The sequence below is a fragment of the Chryseobacterium rhizosphaerae genome (assembly GCF_003385455.1).
GTDB classification, from domain to species: Bacteria; Bacteroidota; Bacteroidia; order Flavobacteriales; family Weeksellaceae; genus Chryseobacterium; species Chryseobacterium rhizosphaerae.
Genome location: NZ_QNUF01000007.1, coordinates 127,864 through 146,615, shown reverse-complemented (window position 1 = coordinate 146,615; position 18,752 = coordinate 127,864). Strand labels below are relative to the sequence as shown.

Genomic DNA, 18,752 nt, shown 5'->3' with positions numbered 1-18,752 from the left:
TTATCGGACAAATAGGCCATATTAAAAATTAAAGCTATGAGCAATGAGTGATTTAGAGAACAAAAAATTTCCAATAGGACAGTTTGAAGTTCCGGAAAATATTTGTGACACGACTTTGGATACGTATATCAAGGTGATTAAAGATTTTCCCGGGAGACTGAAAAACCTCATTGAACACTTTACGGACGATCAGCTGGATACTCCGTACAGAGAAGGAGGGTGGACGGTAAGACAGCTTGTGAATCATCTTTCAGACAGTCATATGAATAGTTTTATTCGGTTTAAACTGGCGCTTACAGAAGATAACCCAACTATTAAACCTTATGATGAGGCTCAATGGGCTGAGCTTCAGGACAGCTTTCATATGCCTGTAAAACCGGCGATGAGAATATTGAAAGGAACTCACCAAAGATGGGTTGTTCTTCTTAAAAGCCTTACCAATAAACAGTTTGAGCGAACTTTTCATCATCCGGAGCACCATCGGAATTACGACCTGAGAAGCAGTCTTGCTTTGTATGCATGGCATTGTGACCATCATTTTGCCCATATCGAAAATCTGAAGAAAGAAAAAGGTTGGTAAAAAAAAGCTTTAATAATCCCATTTATTTCGAGGAAATTATAGACCGGATTTCCAAATTATCTGAAAATTCCCAGGGAAAATGGGGAAAGATGAACGTGTGTCAAATGTTCAGACATTGTGATCTCGTTCTTCAGGTGGCGTTAAAAAGGGTTGAGCTTCCGCGTATTAATCCTTTTTTCAGGGTAATTGGGATCGTCACGAAAATAGAAATGTATGTTTTCAATAATGGAATTCCCAGAAACATGCCTACTTTTCAAAAACTAATCGTTAATTTTGAGTGTGATTTTGATGAATCAAAAACCAATCTACTGAAAACGCTGGAGGAGTTCCGGAAGGCCTGTATACATAAAGAGCTGCCGGACCATCACAGACTATTTGGAAACATGACTGAAAAAGACTGGAAATTTTTAGAATATAAACATCTTGATCATCATTTAAAACAATTTAATGTATGAGTTTTTTTGATAAAATATTTGGAGGAAAAAGCGAAACCCCTGATCAAAAATCTTTCTGGAAAAAGATAGAATCTGAAGAAGATCTGGCGAAAGCCATTGAGAGTTCTTTCCACCATAAAATAGCTGTATTTAAACATTCAACAGGTTGCTTTATCAGCAGGACTGTTTTAAGGAATTTTGAAAAAGAAGTTGAAAATTCAGATCCGAAAGTAGAATTATACTACCTGGATCTGCTAGCTTACAGGGCTCTTTCAAATAAAATTGCTGAGATTCTTGAAGTAAGACATGAAAGCCCACAATTAATCATTATAGAGAACGGAAAATCCGTTAAAAGTGCTTCGCACGAGGATATTTCTTTAAGCCAGATTATATAATGAAGAATATTAATAATTATTTAGCCAAAGTATTAAATGTTCCTATTCAAAATGTGAACACCTGCAGCCTGCATTATGAAGCAAAGAAAATTCCTAAGAATCAGTTTCTGCTTCAGTATGGTGAAATATGCAGGCATATATTCTTTGTAGAAAAAGGGCTTATTAAGATGTATTCCATTGATAAAAACGGAAAGGAACATATTATTCAGTTTGCTCCTGAAAGCTGGTTGATCTCTGACCGAAGCAGTTTATACTTTAATGAGAAATCCAATTATTACATAGAAGCGGTGGAAGATTCCGAAGTGCTTTTTCTCCATCCTGATTTCTTCAATAAACTGGTAGAGCAATTTCCGAACAGTATTGAACGAAGTGATTTTTTGCTGCAGAAGCATATCCGGAGTTTACAGAACAGGATCAATTCTTTACTGGGTGAAACAGCAGAAGAAAGATACATGAAATTTATCAAAATGTATCCTGATCTGCTGCTGAGAGTCCCTCAATGGATGATTGCCTCTTATCTGGGGATTACTCCCGAGAGTTTAAGCCGTGTAAGAAAAGAACTGGCGAGAAAAAATTTCGTTCCGGATAATAAATAACAAGTATTAAATCTTTTTTGCAAGAGTTCCGATCTGTCTGAGTTTTGCCTGGGTTTCTTCCGACCATGGAAGTCCTATACAAAGTCTCATACAGTTTTCAAACTGCTCCTGAAAGGTAAACATCCTGCCGGGAGCAATACTTATGTTCTGCTTAATCGCGAGATCATAAAGTTCTGTAGTTCGGATATTCTTATCAAATTCTACCCACAGAGACAATCCTCCCTGTGGACGGCTTGTTTTGGTGCCTTCAGGGAAAGATTCTGCAATGGTTTGCACATAGTTCTGGTAATTAGTCTGCAGTGTTTTGCGGAGCTGCTGCAAATGTTTCTCATATCTTCCCGACTTCAGGAAATTGGCTACCGCTTCATTGACAATAGAAATAGAAGAAGTAGAGTGCAGGAGTTTAAGTTTGAGTATTTTATCTTTATATTTTCCGGGAGCAATCCATCCCACACGATAGCCTGGAGCTAATGTTTTGGATATTGAGCTACAGTAAAGAACACTTCCATCTTTATCAAAAGATTTACAGCATTTGGGGCGGGAAGCTCCAAAATAAAGATCTCCATAGACATCATCTTCAATGAGAGGAATATCATTTTCAGAAAGAATTCGTACGACTTCTTTTTTATTTTCATCAGGCATACAGCTTCCAAGAGGAGAGTTAAAGTTGGGAATTAACAGACACAGATCAATCTTCGGAATAAGTTTTTTTAGGGCTGCAATTTCTATTCCAGTTGTAGGGTGGGTGGGAAGTTCCAGTACTTTTAATCCCAATCCGTTGGCCAGCTGTAAAATCCCCGGATAACAAGGGCTTTCAATGGCAATAGTGTCTCCGGGTTTTCCCAATGCCATAAGACAGAAGGATAAGGCATTCATTCCCCCGTTGGTGGTGATAAGATCTTTTTCATTAAGGTTTCCGCCCCATTGTAAAGAGCGTATCGCAATCATCCTTCTGAGTTTAAGATTTCCCTGAAGTTCTTCATATTCTGTTCCTCCGTCTTTTAATTCCCGTGTTGCATTGATAATTTCCTTTTTAAGCTTAGCCTGAGGAAGGAGGCCTCCGGAGGGAATACCGATAGAAAAGAAAGTAAGATCTTTCCGTCCCATATTTTCATATACTTTACTGATCAACTCATCCGGTTCATCATTATTCGCCATTAGAGAAGGACGGCTTACTTCAGGCAACGGGAGTTTTACAGATAGGAGCTGGCTTACAAAATAACCGGATTGAGGTTTTGATTCAACCAGTGACTGAGATTCAAGTTCCAGGAAAACCCTTTTTGCAGTATTCATGCTTACCTGATGTTCACTGCATAGCATTCTTACGGACGGAAGCTTGTCTCCAGCCTTTAAAATACCATTTCTGATTTGATTGGCGATACCGTCTGCTATTTCTGTATATAAAAATTCTCTGCTCATTTTCTTAAACTGTGTTCATGCAAATATACAAAACTGAGACTGTGTTTATTGAATTTACCTTTCTAATTTTGAACTATTAATTAAAAGTTTGAATAAAATGATGACAAAACAATTATCAAAAGATGAAAATATAAGCGGCTGGATTAATGGTTTTATTGGCGTAGTGCTATTTAGTGGTGGATTACCAGCAACAAAATTAGCGGTGATGGAAATGAGTCCTACTTTTGTAACGATTGTTCGTGCAGCGGTAGCAGGAGTACTAGCTCTTATTGTATTATGGCTTGGTAAAGAAAAACGTCCTGTTAAGAAAGATCTGGTGCCATTACTTTTGGTTTCCCTTGGCTGTGTGGTAGGCTTTCCGCTTCTTTCTGCATTGGCTCTTCAATATCTTACTTCGGCACACTCTATTGTATTTCTTGGAATGCTTCCCTTGGCTACAGCAATCTTTGGAGTTTTGCGTGGTGGTGAAAGGCCTCATCCTGTATTTTGGTTGTTTTCCATTGTAGGAAGCTTGCTCGTAATTGGATATGCAGTTTCACAAGGAATATCGGCTTCTCCCATTGGTGATATTCTGATGCTTCTTGCGGTTATTTTATGTGGTATGGGCTACGCTGAAGGTGCTAAACTTTCCAAAACTTTAGGGGGCTGGCAGGTGATTTCCTGGGCTTTGGTGCTGGCATTGCCAATTATGATTCCTTTATTTTTTATTTATTTTCCTGAGGATATTCAGAATGTGAGTTTTCAGGGATGGTTTGGTCTGGCTTATATTTCTCTTTTCAGCATGTTTATCGGCTTTATATTTTGGTATAAAGGCCTGGCACAGGGAGGTATTGCAACAGTAGGTCAGCTACAGCTGCTTCAGCCATTCTTTGGCCTGGCATTGGCTGCCTGGCTTCTTCATGAGCAGGTAAGTATAGGAATGCTGGGAGTTACAATAGGGGTAATTTTATGTGTTGCCGGGACTAAGAAATTTGCGAAATAGCAAGTGATATCTGCACCAACTCTCTTGAATAGGATAGATACTGAAAAGGTATCTATCTTTTTTTTATTTAAAATCTGCTTACTTACAACTTTTAAGTTTTTTTGTAATTAAAGTTGATAATCAATTAAAAAGGAAGGGAATACTATATGATATTCTAAGTATATGACTCAAATCATAAAAATGTGAGTTATATAGAAGTACATTTGAATAATAACAAGATGTCTAATAACCCTGTTTGAATATGATATTTGAAAATGAGACTTTACAGCATTCCGGATTGAATGATAAGAATAATGCCATAGAGAATGAATCCCTATTTCCGCGGATAATCAATTCTTATGGAGTTACTGCTTTTCTCATCAAGTCGCTGGAGAAGGTAAAGAACAATGCAAAATGTGACATTTTCAAGAAAGTTATAGACCATTATATAGAAGAATATATCCTTCATATCCGTGAGTTTCATACTCAAAGCATAATGGATAAAAGAGAAGGAGATGCTGAGATAAGAATAGAGTCACCTTCTTTTACCTTGTATGCTAAAACGGCTTACTATAAAGTATTAAAAGAAGAGGAGTGTATCAACAAACTGCTTGCTATACTGGAGACTGATCATAAAGTATAAAGGAAAGCAAGAAAGCCCTGAGATCTGGAAGTGAAAAGATGTATACCATCATAAGTAAAAATATCCTTCACATCACATTTAAGTATTGTTTACATTTTTAAAGCTGCAGTTTTATTCGGCAGCTTTTTATTGTGTTTCTTCTTCTGATATTCAATTTTTTTTAACCCAATCATTTAAAATACAATACTATGGAATTTCAACAGAATCTTCTTGAATATATAAGTCAGTCTCTGATGACTATTGGTGAAACCATTTCGGTGGCTGAAAGCGTTACATCAGGATGTCTTCAGTTGGCTTTCTCACAGATGCCCAGTGCTTCCCTGTTTTATAAAGGGGGGATGACTACTTATACCTTACCTGAAAAAGTGAGATTATTAAAAGTAAACCAACAGGAAGCCGAAGACTGTGACTGCGTTTCGGAAAATATTGCCGAAACGATGGCTTTAAAGGTTGCCAAATTATATGAATCCGATTGGTCTATTGCTACTACAGGCTATTCTACACCCATCCGAAGTTCTGCCTATAGAATCTTTGCTTATTTCTCATTTTCTTATAAAGGAGAGATAATCCTTACTAAAAAACTTGAACTGCATCCCAAAACCCAGGCTCTGAACGCTCAGTTATACTATACAGAATTCATTTTAGGATGTTTTAAAAGTGAGCTGAACAGAATCTTAATTTTAAAATAAAGCACCGAATTGGAAAAATTTAATTATCGGTGTTGATGATAGACTCATCTTTGCTCCTCATTTTTTGAATTTTTATTCAGTTTCGGTTTTACTTTCATTACCGTAAAGTAAGACGTAGTAAATGCGGAAAGACTTTGATAACCTACTTTATAGGCTACCTCACTCAACGTAAACTGTCGGGTATCTATAAGTTCAATGCTTTTAAGAATCCTTGTCAGCTGAAGGTATTTCTGCAATGTTATTCCTGTTTCATTTTTAAAGATTCTCTGTAAACTTCTTACCGACATCTGTGCTTTTTCTGCCAAAGCATCAATATCCAGATTGTATTTAAAATTGGAGTTGATATCGTTACAAACGGGGATCAGTCTTGTATCCATAGGAACGGGAATTTCCAGTCCATTGCTCTCCCTGCAAAAATTGGGAAGGCTTTTTAAAATAGCTTTAAAAAAAATATCCTGTTCTTCATTCTCCACCAGCGACTGGTTCCATTTTGAGGCATAGAGAAGCATTTCTTTAAGAACGGGCGGAACAGCAAATACCTGAACATGCTGGTAAAATTCATCATCAAAAACAGATTTAAATAAAAACAGCATCAGGTTGACCGTCTTTGCTTCGGAAGTTATTTTGTGTGCTTTTCCGGAAGGAACCCAGATCACATGATATTGTGGAACAAGATAGATTTTCTGGTCAATATGAAAATACTGGTAGCCTTCCTCTACGAATGTAAGTTGGGCACGGTGATGTACATGTTCGTATTCGTCGTGCTTCCAGTTTTTTTCACACCATACATAAGCTTCTTTTTCTATGGTATCTACAAACTGGCTTTCTGTTTTCTCAATCAGTCCACATTTCATATTGACGTTTTGTATATATTTTTTGGCAAATTTAATAAAAACGACAATACTAAATTTGTACTATAAACTTATATCTTATTCAGAATGAAAAAAATATGTTCTTTTTTTATTTTAATTTTACTATTTAACACCATCAACATCATGGCACAGAATAAAGCTAAAGTATTGGTTCTCATCCATTCGGATAATGGAGGAACTTACGAACTGGCTAAGGAAATAGCTAAAGGAATTGAAAGCGAAAACAATGCAGTTTCCTATATTAAGCTAGTCAAGGCATCCCAAAACCCGATTTTAAAAAATATACCGATAGCAACAGTAGATGAGCTTGGTACTTATGATGGAATTGCTTTTGGTTCTCCTGTTTATTTTGGAAACATAAGCACCGGAATGAGTGAGTTTTTATCTAAAACAGTTCAGCTCTGGACCAGTCATGCATTGGAAGGAGTTCCTGCAACGGTTTTTATGTCTGCAGGAAGTGGTGCCGGAAAAGAGCTTGCCCTTCAGGCATTCTGGAACAGTCTTGCCGTACATGGAATGGTTTTGGTCTCTAACGGAATCCGTGGTACCGAAGAACTTAACAAAGCGATCCCACAGGGAAATACAGTCTTAGGAGTGACCAGTATGGCTTCTTTAAAAGATGTGGAAAGACCTACAAAAGGGGAGCGCCATCTGGCAGAGCTGCAAGGGAAAAATTTTGCAAAAGTGGCTTTAGCGTTAAAGGATACGCATTCAAAAAAAGGGATACCCGTTGTTGAAAACCACCAGGATTTCAATGAAATTTTAAAACAAAAAAATATTGTTCTTCCACAGGTTCCCAAACCTGCCGGAAATTACCAGCCGTTTGTCCGTTCCGGAAACCTTGTTTTTATCAATCAGGTAGCCTTAAAAGACGGAAAAATACTTAATCCCGGAAAACTGGGAGTTGAGGTGAACGAACAGCAGGTAAAAGAGGCGACCAAAGTTACCATGTTGAATGTTCTGTCTGTGCTGAGAGAAGCTGCAGGAGGAGATTTAAGTCGGGTAAAGCAATGTGTTCAGCTTACTGGAATTTTTAATACCAAAGATGATTATACCAAACATGCTGAGCTGATGAATGTTGCTTCGGATCTTAGTGTTGAGGTTTTTGGAGAAAAAGGAAAGCATGCCAGAGGAACGTTGGGAGCGTCTTCTATTCCTGTAAACTCTTCCGTTGAAATTCAGGCGATTTTTGAAGTGGAATAACCGCTTTTTAGATGATCAGATTCGTTCACCTGTATGTATCATTTGAAGTACACAGGTTTCGTATACATAAAAATCCATTGACACAGGCGGTCGATGGATTTTTATTTTAATATCTTAATGGTATACATGTCCTTAGAATTCTCCATTCCATACGGATTTCCGTAAGGTAGTCCTTACTGCGGAGTATACCTTTGTCGTGTTTAAAAATCAATACCTATGAAAAAGTTTATGGTAACACTGGCAATGGCTGCCGGAAGTTTATTTTTTGGTCAGATAACACTCGGCAAAAATTTCAGTTCTGAAAATCTTCAAGTCTATACCAATACCAATGAGACCTTTTATTATTCTACCGGATTTAATATTACTCAGGTTAAGATCTACAAAGCTGATTATTCCCTATATAAGCAGTTTACGCCCTCTGTACCGGCAGGATATTCTATGTTTATAGACCAGTATAAAAACAATTTTGTGCTATCTAAAAATATTTTTAATACCGATAATAAACTGGAAATCATCGTTACATTTGAAAGATATAACAGTACAACATCCGAAAGAGAATACATCATACGTATTTACAGCGAGGATGGAAATGTATTGCATGAGTTTGGTCCCAATTATCGGTTTAGCGATGAGTATGATATTAATATTTATCACGATGCCACCACCAATACCAATAAGCTGAGACTATTCAATCAGGAAACCGATTCAACTGAAATATATAATTTACCGACTACATCACTTTCTGCCAGAGAGGTTCAGGCTAAAAGTAAAATTTCAGCATTTCCCATACCCGCTCAGAAGACTCTTAACATTATGAATCCTTTAAACGGTTCCCATACAGTAGAAATTTATGATATGTCCGGTAAACTTGTTCTTAACAAATCTTTCGGCTCTGTAGAAAATCTTGTTTCTATTGATGTTGAAGGGCTTCCTAAAGGGAATTATTTTTATAAAATAGGTGAGCTCAATGCTAAGTTTATCAAAAACTAAATATAAAAATCCCGTTTTAAGCGGGATTTTATTTTTTACGGGTATATGTTTGTCATTCCGTAGGAATCCAACCCTAGGATTAAAACTTTCTTTGTAACCACAAAAGTTACAAAAGTTTCCAGCTTTGCGCATATAAAGTACACTGAAATTTTAAAAAATCTTTGATTTTCATCTTAAGTGCACTTACTTATGCGATATTATTTTAAACTTGCTAAAGTGTTCTCATGTGTTTTAAATATTTGCAATGTTGAGATTCATATAGACTGATGTATGATAGCATTCTACGTATCATGTTTTTTGAGAAAGCGAGGTCAGGACCTCAGAAATAACCTGTATGCTTTGCTCCAACTGTTCTTTTGTAAGTGCACCATAGCTCAATCTAAAGCCATTGACATCATTTTGACTGTATTGTTTAGGATGAATGATTCTGATATTTCTTTCAAGCAATACAGCGGTTGCCAGATCCCAGTTCAACTTTTTTTTAGGAACGACCCAAAATGCCAGCCCGCCTTCAGGCAATGTAAAGTCGGCAACATCCGTCATGTACTTTTTCAAAATACTAAACGTAAAATCTCTTTTACTTTTATAATGAACGGTTGCTTTTTTAATGTGTTTTTTTACAGCTCCTTCTTTGATCAGCTGAAGAACCGCCTGTTCCATGATAACATCTCCGTGAACATCAATAATCTTTCTCAGGCTGCCAATTTTTTTTAATAACTCCTGGTTTTTGGTTGCCAGATAGCCAATCCTTAATGCAGGTGCTACTACCTTACTCAGTGTTCCGATGTACACATAATGCCGGAGCTCCGGAAAGCTTGAAATAGGAAGGATAGGGCGGTATCCGAAATGAAATTCATTATCATAATCATCTTCAATGATCGTAATATTATATTGATTAGAGAGTTCTATTAACCTTAACCTTCTTGATAAACTTAAGGTAACGGTGGTGGGATACTGCCTGTGAGGGGTAATATAGATTGCTTTTATGCGGTTGTGCTGAGCTAAAAGTTCTTCAATAGCTTCAATATTGATTCCTTCTTTATCTACAGAAACATGCAGTAATGTCGCTCCGGCATATTCAAAAGCCTGCCATGCCGGCTGATATCCGGGATCTTCTACAATCACCTGGTCACCTGAGGTTAAAAGACTCTGAGCAGTTAAAAACATGGCCATCTGACTCCCTCTGGTAATGGATATTTCATGATCATGGATCTGCATGCCACGCTGATGGTTCAGCATTTTGGCAATCATATTCCGGAACTCTATATCTCCGTGTTCATCTCCATAACCCATCATCTGCCATTTGGCCTTGATACTGAATATCTGTCTGTATGCTCTGGCCAGTTCCGTTACAGGGGCAATTTTACTGTCCGGATGACCATCATCAAAATTAATCAGTATTCCTCCTGACTTCATAGGCTGATCCTGATTGCCGATACTTTTATGTGCCCTTTTATGCTGTAAAGCAGGCAGCTGATCCGATACGAAAATTCCTTTTCTTTCTTTAGAAATAACCCATTCCTCATTGATCAGCACCTGATAAGCTTCTACCACAGTATTTCTGTTAATCTGTAGTGAAGCTGCTAAATTCCGGCTGCCGGGAAGGGCATCTCCGGGTTTTAGCCTCCCGGAACGGATATCAGTAATAATACTATCTGCAATCTGCAGATAGACTGCTTTATCAAGCTTTCTGTTAATTTCAAATTCTAATTTCCAAGGTCGTAACATCTGGACTATCTATTTATGTAAAAACTGAATCATTTAAACAGTCCAAATATAGAATAATTTTGTCATGCAATAAAGCACGAAACCATTATAATTTTAAAATCATGAACAAAAAAGAATTCAGTTCTAAAGATTTCCACGAAACCTTTGCAAGACCAAAATATGCAAAGCCAAGTCATTTAATCCATAAAAATGTAGAAAATGCAGGCGAACACAATCAGTTTTCAACTGAAAGAAAACATCCTGTTTTTTTTGTTGATCTTCCCAGTAAGAATGTAAGTATGACTATTGGAGGCTTATTACCCGGTCAACAGACCAACAGGCACCGTCATACCTACGAAACGGTGTTGTATGTCATTGAAGGTAAAGGGTGGACAGAAGTGGAAGATGAAAGAGTACATTGGGAAGCCGGAGATGCCGTTTATATTCCTTCATGGGCATGGCATAAACATCAGAATCTAAGCGATACAGAACCGGCTAAATACATTGCCTGTGAAAATGCACCCCAACTGCAGAATTTAGGGGTTGCATTAAGAGAGGAAGAGGGTAGAGACCTTTAGTTTGATCGTCGTCATTTCTAATTTTAAATAAAATAAGTATGAAAAATGTTCCGTTTAAAGGGATAATTGCCTATCCGATTACTCCTTTTGATGACCATGAGAAGGTGAATATTCCTCTTTTCAAACACTTGGTGGAAAGACTGATTACATCCGGAAGCCATGGGCTTGCTCCTTTAGGAAGTACCGGAGTAATGCCTTATTTATCTGATGAGGAAAAGGAAGCCGTTACAGAAGCTACTATAGAACAGGTAAAAGGAAGAATTCCCACCTTGGTAGGAGTATCCAATCTTACTACAGAAAAGACCATTCACCACGCCCGGTTTGCAGAGAAGGCCGGGGCAGATGCGGTAATGATTATTCCCATGAGCTACTGGAAACTTACCGATGATGAAATTGTAGCCCATTATGATGCTGTAGCCGGTAAAATTTCCATTCCGATTATGGCTTATAATAATCCGGCAACCAGTGGAGTAGACATGTCTCCGGCTCTTTTGAAAAGATTGTTTGAAATTCCCAATGTGACTATGATCAAGGAAAGTTCCGGGGATGTTCAGAGAATGCATTATTTAAGAAGAGAGCTGGGAGAGGATGTCGCTTTTTACAATGGTTCAAATCCTTTGGCATTGGCTGCTTTTTCTGCAGGTGCCAGAGGTTGGTGTACTGCCGCTCCTAATCTTATTCCTGAATTGAATATCAGTTTGTACAATGCTGTTGAAGAAGGAAATCTGGGAAAAGCCAAAGATATTTTTTATCAGCAGTTTGATCTTCTGAAATTTATTGTCAGTAAAGGCTTACCCAGAGCGGTTAAGGCCGGACTCAGTATTCTGGGAGAAGACGGTGGAAGTCTGAGAAGCCCTTTACAACCTTTAATAGAAAGTGAGTCTGAAGAGCTGAAAAAGATTCTTAGCGGGTTAAGATAGCACCGGATAAACCGGTTTCAAATAATTTGTATCACTTATACACCAATTCCCACAGATTCCATTGGTTTCACAGCTTTTTCTGCTCGGTGAAATTCATGAGATCTGTGGGAATTTATATCAGGTGCTTCTGATGTGTATTTTCAGGTACTGACAGACCATTATATGATGGCATTTCCTTCTACACCATCAGAGTTATCCGTTTTATGCCCTGTAATTGCTGAGCTTACAAACTTAAACAGGCTGACCAGTTTGCCGGCTTTGGTATCCCAATAATATGTTTCCTTGGGTTCTACACGAATGATGGTGACCTTTGGGTCATCTTTTCCGTCAAACCATGCCTTTGCCAGAGGAGACCATTTGTCTTCTATGGTGGCTTTGTCTTTATACACAGAAGCCTGTCCATAAACAGAAAGATACTGAGCATCACTGTTATTCATAAAAAACAGCTGTACTCTGCGGTCTTCTTTTATTTCAAAATTTTTATTGCTGGTTCCACTGCTTATAAACCATAGATTACCGCTGTCATCTGTTTCCTGTAAAGTCATTGGCCGTGAATTGACAGGAGCGGTTTCCAGTTCTGTACAGAACATACATATTTTTGCATTTTCCGACAGTTCCTTGATCTTTTTGATCGCTTCGAGATGGGTGAGATTTTGTGTTGACATTGTATTATATTTTAGTGATTGGTTGATTATTAAAAAGAAAATTATTCTATAGAGTGATCATGAATAATATGCACTAAAACATTCAAATACCCGACCAAACCGAAATAAAATGTGGTACCATAGCCTAAAAAAATATTTTTTTTGGTAAGAACCTGTTTACATTTTATTCAGGAATTCTTATATATTTTGTTATCAGATGTGTTTTGTTGACAAGACTCAATAGGTCAGTTGAAAAAGATTTTATGTACATTTGATGGATGCAGATTTCGCCTCCCAAACATTTGGCCCCTTTCATCAGGCATTATATCTTCTTGGAGAATTCTGAAGAGGAGTCTAAGAATGTAAGGCTATTTACTGATGGGAGTACAGGCCTTATCCTATCGGGAAATATGAATTTGTATTCCCATATTTCGGTTGATCGGATGCCTCTTTCATTTTTTTATGGAGCTTTACATAGTTACAGGGATTTTTATTCCAAAGGTCGGTTTTCTTTATTGGCTGTAGTGTTTCAGCCTTATTTTTTCAATATCCTTTTAAAGGTTTCTGCTAAGGAGATTCGAAATCAGATTATTTCTGCAGAAGATGTATTACACGATCAATTGCATCCATTTCAGGAAAAGCTTTTCAATAGGACAGATCCTTTATCAGTAATTAACAGCCTTAATATTTTTTTTACTGAATTTTTGTCTGCTGAAATAGGGTCTGATTATCATTTGATAAGAGGAGTACAGCAATATATTCTTCAGAATAAAGGTTCTGTATCATCCAGGGAGCTGGAAAAATTTACAGGATACTCTGAGCGCCATCTGGAAAGGAAATTTGAGAATTATATGGGGCTATCCCCTAAAAAGTACAGCGGTATTACCAGGCTTCATTACTTCTTAAGTCTTATCAATAAAGGAATTGGGGATGAAAATATGACAGACCTTTCTTATCATGCAGGATATGCAGATCAGTCTCATCTGATCAGGGACTTTAAGACCAGTACAGGGCTCACTCCCAAGGAGTATTTAAAAACAGAAAATAAAATGGCTGTCAATTTTATTGAACTTTAAATCAAAATGTCGGTTTTATACAATTTTTCAGTAATGCTATGTTCTAGTTTTGCTGAAAAAAGAAAAATGAATATCAAAATTTCTACTGCACAATTTGAACATAAAAGTGGAGATAAGGAGTACAACCTTTCCATCATAGAAAAATTAGCCGGTCAGGCAGCTGCTCAGGGAGCACATGTCATAGTTTTCCATGAATGTTCTGTCACCGGATATACCTTTGCCCGAAAGCTTTCCCGGGAACAGCTTCTTGACATTGCTGAATTGATTCCCAATGGAGAAAGTATTCAAAAACTACAGCAGATTGCAGGTCAGTATGATATCACTATCCTGGCGGGTCTTTTTGAAAAGGATGAAGATAACAACCTTTTTAAAGCTTATGTCTGTGTTGATAAAACGGGACTAAAAGCCAAATACAGAAAACTGCATCCTTTTATCAATCCTTACCTTACACCAGGCAGCGAATACTGTGTATTTGATATTTTGGGATGGAAGTGTGGTATTCTGATCTGCTACGATAATAATATTATAGAGAATGTAAGAGCAACCAAACTTCTGGGGGCCGATATTATTTTTATGCCTCATGTTACCATGTGTACACCTTCTACAAGACCGGGTGCTGGTTTTGTAGATCCCGAACTTTGGTATAACAGGGAAAATGATCCCACTTCATTACGATTAGAATTTAATGGAATGAAAGGCAGAGACTGGCTGATGAAGTGGCTTCCGGCAAGAGCCTATGATAACGGCGCTTATATTGTTTTTTCGAATCCTATTGGAATGGATGATGATCAGTTGAAAAACGGATGTTCAATGATTATAGATCCTTTTGGAGATGTCATTGCAGAATGCCGTTCATTCGAAGATAGTTTTGAATCTGCTGTTATCACTCCTGAAAAGCTTACCCAGGCCGGAGGTTTCAGATACATTAATGCCCGCAGACCTGAACTGTACAAAGATATCATAGGAATGGACCATGAATCTCAACAGAAGGTGGTCTGGCTGACAGAAAAGAATAATTAAATATTCATATCTCCCGCAAGTCAATGTGCTCTGTGGGAGATATTATTCTTTTTTTGATGTATCCTATTTTGGAGGTCACTCCAGGCACCGCCATTGTAAACATGTCTGAACCCCTTTTCTTTTAAGATACTTTCTACTTTTACACTTCGGAGACCATGAGAACATACTGTAATATATGTTTTTTCAGGATCAAGCTCAATATAGCGCTCCCTGATTGTTCCCAAAGAGATATTGACAGAACCGTCTATATGACCCATGGCATATTCTTTCTCCGTTCTGACATCAAGGATCACCGCATCTTTTTTGATCAGCTGATTAAGATCTTTGTCCAAAGTTTGGTATTGGTAAACTCTATAGATTATGTATGCTGTAAGAACTATTCCGCATACTATCAGTAAATTTCTCATAGTTTACTTAAAATTTTTCTGTCAATATAAAAAGTACCAAAAGGGATAAAGCAGGCTAAGATCACTTTCCATGTCGTCTCTTTAAACTTCCAGCCCTGTTCTACACCCACACTCAATGTATTGAATAGAAAAAGCAGAAATAAAGTACCATGAACCGGCCCCAGCATTCTCACAAGAGAAGGGTTGTTCAATCCGTATTTAACAGGAACTGCAATGAAAACCAAGCTTAATAAAGAAATACCTTCAAGGATGGCCAATATTCTCAGGCGTCCTGTTTTAGTTTTGAATAAATCTGTCATAATTATCTGAAATAAGGTCTGTTAACAAAAGGAGAAAAGGGCCAGGGAATGGCAATGAAAATTATAACGAATGCAGCTATAAACCATATCAACATTATTTTAAACTTGTCCCGATCTTCCGATTTTCTCTTAGCCAAAGCTGATCCGATAGTAATTAAGATAACAGCAGTGATCATCATTAGGATATGGATAAGTCCGAAGAACAATAGATCAAATGATGCTTTGGCTTCATTAAGGTTTTTCCAGAAGTATTGTACAATGGGGCTTTTAATATAGAATATCATCCCAAGAGCCAATTGGATATGAGCTATGGTAGCGGTCCAGTGTCTTACAGAATTATCCGTCTTTGTAAACTTACCTGCTGAAAAGTATCCCTTACAAGCACGGTATATTGAATAAATAAGACTTAATAGGACGAGCCATCGGAAGGTTGAATGAAGGAAAGTAAGGGTCTGATACATGCCTTGTTATTTTTGAATACAGCAAAGGTATAACAAAAACATACTAGTTAGTATGTTTTTGTTTAAAAAAATTATTGAAGTGAATCAAAATAGGCTTTAAGGCCCTTTAAATAAATGAGATATACTGATTTTGAATTTTCCAGTTTTCCAAGGTTTCTTACTCCCCAGTATCCCGACATCACAAAAATTGCAATTTCTTTTGCGTTAACCGTTGGTTTAACGGTACCTGCTCCTTTGGCATTATTTATACTTACTATCATGGCATTTTCCCACTGTTCAGACAAATCATTCAGGGCTTTGGTGAAAGTTATATTCCATGGGGCCATTTCCTGAGTGAAGTTTGAGGCAGGGCAGCCATATTCAACTTTTAAAAATTCATTATCCATCAATACTTCATGCATCAGTTTATAAATACTGTCCAATGGATGCTGGCTTTGCAGAAGAGGCTCTACAAAAGTTTTTGTAAAGGTAGGCTTTAGAAGTTCATTGATAATAGCGACGCCCATTTCATCTTTCGTTTTGAAGTGATAATAGAATGCTCCTTTTGTTACCTGGGTGGTAGCAATAATCTCATCAATACTGGTGGTCTGATATCCCTTTATATAGATAAGCTCAAAGGCTTTCTGAAGAATATTTAGGCGGGTTGCTTCTGATTTTTTCATTCAAGTACTGAGTGTATACTGCAAAGGAACAAATTTTTACTAAGAAACAAAACTATCATTATTCTGATACTTTGATAGAATTTAAATAATTTTCATAATACATTTATTCGTCGGAAATTTGCATTGTCAACATCAACAAAATTATAATGCAATGAATTATCAAAAAGAAATACAGATCAATACGGCATCAGAAACTATAAAAAGAAAGGGCCTTCCTGCAGCATTATGGGCACTGACTATAAGTGCATTTGGAATAGGAACTACTGAATTTGTGATCGTAGGACTACTTCCGACAGTAGCTTCAGATCTTGATATTACGATTCCTTCTGCCGGTTTACTGGTAAGCCTTTATGCGATAGGAGTAGCTATTGGTGCTCCAATATTAACGGCATTAACCGGGAAAATCCCCCGCAAAATGCTTTTGGTTTCCATCATGCTGTTATTCGTCATCGGAAATGGATTGGCCTCTATTGCTCCAGGTTTTATAACATTGGTTCTGGCAAGAATATTAACAGGATTTGCCCATGGGGTTTACTTTTCCATTGGCTCTACTATTGCTGCCTCACTGGTGCCAGAAGAAAAAAGAGCCACCGCTATTTCTATTATGTTTGCCGGGCTTACCCTGGCGATCGTAACAGGCGTGCCATTGGGAACTTTTATCGGCCAGCATTTTGGATGGAGAGCCACGTTTATAGGGGTTTCAATTCTTGGGATTATAGGCCTTGTAGCCAGTGTATTATTGGTACCAAAGAATTTGAAAAACGGAAAAACAGCTTCTTTAAAAAGTCAGTTTAAAGTATTAGGTAATAAACGTCTGATTTTTGCTTTTCTCATGACTGCGATGGGATACGGAGGAACATTTGTAGTGTTTACTTATCTGTCACCTATTTTACAGAAAATAACAGGATTTCAGGAGTATACAGTAACGTTTATTCTGTTGATTTATGGAATAGCCATCGCCTTAGGAAATCTTATAGGCGGAAAAATAGCCAATAAAAATCCTTTACGGGCACTTTTATGGATGTTTGCAGCCCAGGGATTGGTTTTACTGACATTTTATTTTACAGTGGTAAGTCCGGTTTTAAGTATTATAACCTTATTCTTCCTTGGGGGCCTTTCTTTTGCGAGTGTTCCGGGACTGCAGCTTTTAGTGGTGCAGATTGCGGAAAAGGAGCTTCCCGGAACTGAAGACGTAGCGTCAGGAATTAATATTGCGGCATTCAATATTGGTATTGCTATCGGGTCTTATGCCGGAGGTATGATTGTGACTTCTTCGCTGGGATTGGAAAGTACTCCGTGGATTGGAGCGTTATTCCTGGTGATCACGGTATTGATTACTTTATACAGTATCCGTTTAAGTAAAAAGAATTAAAACATACCTATTTATTGAAAGGAATGAGATTTTACAAAGGCAGATTTATTCTGTCTTTGTTTATTTTGATCATCAAGTTGTAATTAAAGTTTTATATACCAGCTGATTATTGAAAACTATCTTTTAAACTTCATAAATTTCAGCATCTGTAAAAACATAAAATTTACTGTTCTTAGGAAGATTTTTGGTATCCAGTCCTGTAAATTCGCTAAAGGCAGGTAACAATAATTGGTTATTGCTAAGGGCAAAACAGGGGAGTCTGATACTCTTTACTGCAGAATTTAAAATAATTCCCGGGTGAATATGTCCTGTAATCTGAAATCCTGATACCGCTGTATCAAAATCATGAACAAAGGTAATTCCATCCATATGGAGTATTGAGGTTTTAAAATTGAGACAAAGTTTTTTTTCCAGAGATTTTGAAATACGGTCATGATTGCCTTCAACAAGGTAAAACTCTATATCAGGATACTGGTTTCTCCATGTACAGAATTCATCTACATCAGAATTATCGCCTGCATGAAGCAGATCACCCACTACCATAAACTTTTCAGGCTGGAAATATTCAATGAGGGCAGATAATCTTTCCAAATCACTCTTCATGATATGATTGGCCAGGGCGATCCCGTTTTTGCGGAAATGAGCGGTCTTTCCAATATGAAGGTCAGAAAGAATTAAGGCTTTTTCCTTTTCCCAAAATGCTGCCCGTTGATTGGTTAAGGTGAAAGACTGGTTTTGTATAAAAATATTTCTGGTTGCTATAAACACTTGTAATGAGTTGAAAGTTTAAAATATAATGCTCTTATTTTTTTAGAAAGGGAATG

The 18,752-nt window shown here is 37.3% G+C and carries 23 protein-coding genes; 14 read left to right on the top strand and 9 right to left on the bottom strand.

Annotated features, from left to right (window positions below; genetic code table 11):
* Positions 1-43: 43 nt before the first annotated feature.
* From DRF57_RS08490 to DRF57_RS08475, 4 genes are read left to right on the top strand one after another with little or no spacing between them, the layout of a single operon-like run.
* The gene (locus tag DRF57_RS08490) at positions 44-580 is read left to right on the top strand and encodes a YfiT family bacillithiol transferase (RefSeq protein WP_047492672.1); all 537 of its coding nucleotides are present in this window, start codon (positions 44-46) and stop codon (positions 578-580) included.
* Positions 574-1,035, top strand: a complete 462-nt coding sequence (locus tag DRF57_RS08485) for a DUF1569 domain-containing protein (protein ID WP_228406001.1) — start codon at positions 574-576, stop codon at positions 1,033-1,035. The genes DRF57_RS08490 and DRF57_RS08485 overlap by 7 nt, the downstream gene beginning before the upstream one ends.
* A complete protein-coding gene (gene ytxJ, locus DRF57_RS08480) occupies positions 1,032-1,409 on the top strand; it encodes a bacillithiol system redox-active protein YtxJ (RefSeq protein ID WP_047492678.1) in 378 nt (125 codons plus the stop codon). Before DRF57_RS08485 ends, ytxJ begins: the two co-directional genes overlap by 4 nt.
* Complete coding sequence (locus tag DRF57_RS08475) at positions 1,409-2,005, top strand: Crp/Fnr family transcriptional regulator (RefSeq protein WP_047492680.1); 597 nt, start codon at positions 1,409-1,411, stop codon at positions 2,003-2,005. Before ytxJ ends, DRF57_RS08475 begins: the two co-directional genes overlap by 1 nt.
* 6 nt (positions 2,006-2,011) lie before the next feature.
* On the opposite strand, the gene DRF57_RS08470 is transcribed toward DRF57_RS08475, so the two are convergent.
* Complete coding sequence (locus tag DRF57_RS08470) at positions 2,012-3,424, bottom strand: aminotransferase-like domain-containing protein (protein ID WP_115917930.1); 1,413 nt, start codon at positions 3,422-3,424, stop codon at positions 2,012-2,014.
* A 97-nt stretch (positions 3,425-3,521) separates the two neighbouring features.
* Between DRF57_RS08470 and DRF57_RS08465 the strand changes: the two genes are divergently transcribed.
* From DRF57_RS08465 to DRF57_RS08455, 3 genes are all read left to right on the top strand, one after another.
* The gene (locus tag DRF57_RS08465; protein WP_115917928.1) at positions 3,522-4,406 is read left to right on the top strand and encodes a DMT family transporter; all 885 of its coding nucleotides are present in this window, start codon (positions 3,522-3,524) and stop codon (positions 4,404-4,406) included.
* 241 nt (positions 4,407-4,647) lie between these two features.
* Entirely contained in the window at positions 4,648-5,028 is a 381-nt protein-coding gene (locus DRF57_RS08460) for a hypothetical protein (RefSeq protein ID WP_047492689.1), read from the top strand.
* Between the two features lie 188 nt (positions 5,029-5,216).
* Entirely contained in the window at positions 5,217-5,717 is a 501-nt protein-coding gene (locus DRF57_RS08455; RefSeq protein WP_047492693.1) for a CinA family protein, read from the top strand.
* Positions 5,718-5,761: 44 nt separating this feature from the next.
* On the opposite strand, the gene DRF57_RS08450 is transcribed toward DRF57_RS08455, so the two are convergent.
* Positions 5,762-6,571, bottom strand: coding sequence for an AraC family transcriptional regulator (locus DRF57_RS08450; protein ID WP_174772354.1), 810 nt, complete (start codon positions 6,569-6,571; stop codon positions 5,762-5,764).
* Between the two features lie 84 nt (positions 6,572-6,655).
* On the opposite strand from DRF57_RS08450, the gene DRF57_RS08445 reads away from it, so the two are divergent.
* Positions 6,656-7,792: an Atu1372/SO_1960 family protein gene (locus DRF57_RS08445; RefSeq protein ID WP_115917925.1), complete on the top strand. Its 1,137-nt coding sequence runs from the start codon at positions 6,656-6,658 to the stop codon at positions 7,790-7,792.
* A gap of 216 nt (positions 7,793-8,008) precedes the next feature.
* On the top strand, positions 8,009-8,782 hold the full coding sequence (locus DRF57_RS08440; RefSeq protein WP_115917923.1) for a T9SS type A sorting domain-containing protein: 774 nt from the start codon (positions 8,009-8,011) through the stop codon (positions 8,780-8,782).
* Between the two features lie 288 nt (positions 8,783-9,070).
* Here the strand turns inward: DRF57_RS08440 and pdxR are convergent, their stop codons facing one another.
* Positions 9,071-10,510, bottom strand: coding sequence for a MocR-like pyridoxine biosynthesis transcription factor PdxR (gene pdxR, locus DRF57_RS08435; RefSeq protein WP_115917921.1), 1,440 nt, complete (start codon positions 10,508-10,510; stop codon positions 9,071-9,073).
* Positions 10,511-10,611: 101 nt separating this feature from the next.
* Here pdxR and DRF57_RS08430 point away from each other — a divergent pair, with 101 nt between their 5' ends.
* A complete protein-coding gene (locus DRF57_RS08430; RefSeq protein ID WP_115917919.1) occupies positions 10,612-11,067 on the top strand; it encodes a cupin domain-containing protein in 456 nt (151 codons plus the stop codon).
* A gap of 38 nt (positions 11,068-11,105) precedes the next feature.
* Positions 11,106-11,987: a dihydrodipicolinate synthase family protein gene (locus DRF57_RS08425; protein WP_115917917.1), complete on the top strand. Its 882-nt coding sequence runs from the start codon at positions 11,106-11,108 to the stop codon at positions 11,985-11,987.
* 158 nt (positions 11,988-12,145) lie between these two features.
* On the opposite strand, the gene DRF57_RS08420 is transcribed toward DRF57_RS08425, so the two are convergent.
* Positions 12,146-12,652, bottom strand: coding sequence for a pyridoxamine 5'-phosphate oxidase family protein (locus DRF57_RS08420; protein ID WP_047492714.1), 507 nt, complete (start codon positions 12,650-12,652; stop codon positions 12,146-12,148).
* A 257-nt stretch (positions 12,653-12,909) separates the two neighbouring features.
* Here DRF57_RS08420 and DRF57_RS08415 point away from each other — a divergent pair, with 257 nt between their 5' ends.
* Both DRF57_RS08415 and DRF57_RS08410 read left to right on the top strand, forming a co-directional pair.
* Positions 12,910-13,707 carry an AraC family transcriptional regulator gene (locus DRF57_RS08415; protein ID WP_115917915.1) on the top strand — a complete coding sequence of 266 codons (798 nt, stop codon included), beginning with the start codon at positions 12,910-12,912 and terminating at the stop codon, positions 13,705-13,707.
* 66 nt (positions 13,708-13,773) lie between these two features.
* Positions 13,774-14,727, top strand: coding sequence for a nitrilase family protein (locus DRF57_RS08410; protein WP_047492720.1), 954 nt, complete (start codon positions 13,774-13,776; stop codon positions 14,725-14,727).
* Between the two features lie 20 nt (positions 14,728-14,747).
* On the opposite strand, the gene DRF57_RS08405 is transcribed toward DRF57_RS08410, so the two are convergent.
* From DRF57_RS08405 to DRF57_RS08390, 4 genes are all read right to left on the bottom strand, one after another.
* A complete protein-coding gene (locus DRF57_RS08405) occupies positions 14,748-15,134 on the bottom strand; it encodes a rhodanese-like domain-containing protein (protein ID WP_115917913.1) in 387 nt (128 codons plus the stop codon).
* Positions 15,131-15,433, bottom strand: a complete 303-nt coding sequence (locus DRF57_RS08400) for a DUF3817 domain-containing protein (RefSeq protein ID WP_115917911.1) — start codon at positions 15,431-15,433, stop codon at positions 15,131-15,133. The genes DRF57_RS08405 and DRF57_RS08400 overlap by 4 nt, the downstream gene beginning before the upstream one ends.
* Before the next feature lie 2 nt (positions 15,434-15,435).
* Positions 15,436-15,894 carry a hypothetical protein gene (locus DRF57_RS08395; RefSeq protein ID WP_047492728.1) on the bottom strand — a complete coding sequence of 153 codons (459 nt, stop codon included), beginning with the start codon at positions 15,892-15,894 and terminating at the stop codon, positions 15,436-15,438.
* A gap of 71 nt (positions 15,895-15,965) precedes the next feature.
* On the bottom strand, positions 15,966-16,556 hold the full coding sequence (locus DRF57_RS08390) for a TetR/AcrR family transcriptional regulator (RefSeq protein WP_047492731.1): 591 nt from the start codon (positions 16,554-16,556) through the stop codon (positions 15,966-15,968).
* A 151-nt stretch (positions 16,557-16,707) separates the two neighbouring features.
* On the opposite strand from DRF57_RS08390, the gene DRF57_RS08385 reads away from it, so the two are divergent.
* On the top strand, positions 16,708-17,928 hold the full coding sequence (locus tag DRF57_RS08385) for an MFS transporter (protein WP_115917909.1): 1,221 nt from the start codon (positions 16,708-16,710) through the stop codon (positions 17,926-17,928).
* Between the two features lie 123 nt (positions 17,929-18,051).
* On the opposite strand, the gene pdeM is transcribed toward DRF57_RS08385, so the two are convergent.
* Positions 18,052-18,696, bottom strand: a complete 645-nt coding sequence (gene pdeM, locus DRF57_RS08380; protein ID WP_047492734.1) for a ligase-associated DNA damage response endonuclease PdeM — start codon at positions 18,694-18,696, stop codon at positions 18,052-18,054.
* Positions 18,697-18,752 lie beyond the last annotated feature (56 nt).

What these genes read in the sequence shown, in the direction of transcription:
- DRF57_RS08445 (WP_115917925.1), top strand. Translation starts at nt 6,656, where the DNA reads ATGAAAAAAATATGTTCTTTTTTTATTTTAATTTTACTATTTAACACC.
- pdxR (WP_115917921.1), bottom strand. Translation starts at nt 10,510, where the DNA reads ATGTTACGACCTTGGAAATTAGAATTTGAAATTAACAGAAAGCTTGAT.
- DRF57_RS08475 (WP_047492680.1), top strand. Translation starts at nt 1,409, where the DNA reads ATGAAGAATATTAATAATTATTTAGCCAAAGTATTAAATGTTCCTATT.
- ytxJ (WP_047492678.1), top strand. Translation starts at nt 1,032, where the DNA reads ATGAGTTTTTTTGATAAAATATTTGGAGGAAAAAGCGAAACCCCTGAT.
- DRF57_RS08415 (WP_115917915.1), top strand. Translation starts at nt 12,910, where the DNA reads ATGCAGATTTCGCCTCCCAAACATTTGGCCCCTTTCATCAGGCATTAT.
- DRF57_RS08460 (WP_047492689.1), top strand. Translation starts at nt 4,648, where the DNA reads ATGATATTTGAAAATGAGACTTTACAGCATTCCGGATTGAATGATAAG.
- DRF57_RS08490 (WP_047492672.1), top strand. Translation starts at nt 44, where the DNA reads ATGAGTGATTTAGAGAACAAAAAATTTCCAATAGGACAGTTTGAAGTT.
- DRF57_RS08450 (WP_174772354.1), bottom strand. Translation starts at nt 6,571, where the DNA reads ATGAAATGTGGACTGATTGAGAAAACAGAAAGCCAGTTTGTAGATACC.
- DRF57_RS08430 (WP_115917919.1), top strand. Translation starts at nt 10,612, where the DNA reads ATGAACAAAAAAGAATTCAGTTCTAAAGATTTCCACGAAACCTTTGCA.
- DRF57_RS08455 (WP_047492693.1), top strand. Translation starts at nt 5,217, where the DNA reads ATGGAATTTCAACAGAATCTTCTTGAATATATAAGTCAGTCTCTGATG.
- DRF57_RS08405 (WP_115917913.1), bottom strand. Translation starts at nt 15,134, where the DNA reads ATGAGAAATTTACTGATAGTATGCGGAATAGTTCTTACAGCATACATA.
- DRF57_RS08400 (WP_115917911.1), bottom strand. Translation starts at nt 15,433, where the DNA reads ATGACAGATTTATTCAAAACTAAAACAGGACGCCTGAGAATATTGGCC.
- DRF57_RS08420 (WP_047492714.1), bottom strand. Translation starts at nt 12,652, where the DNA reads ATGTCAACACAAAATCTCACCCATCTCGAAGCGATCAAAAAGATCAAG.
- DRF57_RS08410 (WP_047492720.1), top strand. Translation starts at nt 13,774, where the DNA reads ATGAATATCAAAATTTCTACTGCACAATTTGAACATAAAAGTGGAGAT.
- DRF57_RS08470 (WP_115917930.1), bottom strand. Translation starts at nt 3,424, where the DNA reads ATGAGCAGAGAATTTTTATATACAGAAATAGCAGACGGTATCGCCAAT.
- DRF57_RS08440 (WP_115917923.1), top strand. Translation starts at nt 8,009, where the DNA reads ATGAAAAAGTTTATGGTAACACTGGCAATGGCTGCCGGAAGTTTATTT.
- DRF57_RS08425 (WP_115917917.1), top strand. Translation starts at nt 11,106, where the DNA reads ATGAAAAATGTTCCGTTTAAAGGGATAATTGCCTATCCGATTACTCCT.
- DRF57_RS08385 (WP_115917909.1), top strand. Translation starts at nt 16,708, where the DNA reads ATGAATTATCAAAAAGAAATACAGATCAATACGGCATCAGAAACTATA.
- DRF57_RS08390 (WP_047492731.1), bottom strand. Translation starts at nt 16,556, where the DNA reads ATGAAAAAATCAGAAGCAACCCGCCTAAATATTCTTCAGAAAGCCTTT.
- DRF57_RS08395 (WP_047492728.1), bottom strand. Translation starts at nt 15,894, where the DNA reads ATGTATCAGACCCTTACTTTCCTTCATTCAACCTTCCGATGGCTCGTC.
- DRF57_RS08465 (WP_115917928.1), top strand. Translation starts at nt 3,522, where the DNA reads ATGATGACAAAACAATTATCAAAAGATGAAAATATAAGCGGCTGGATT.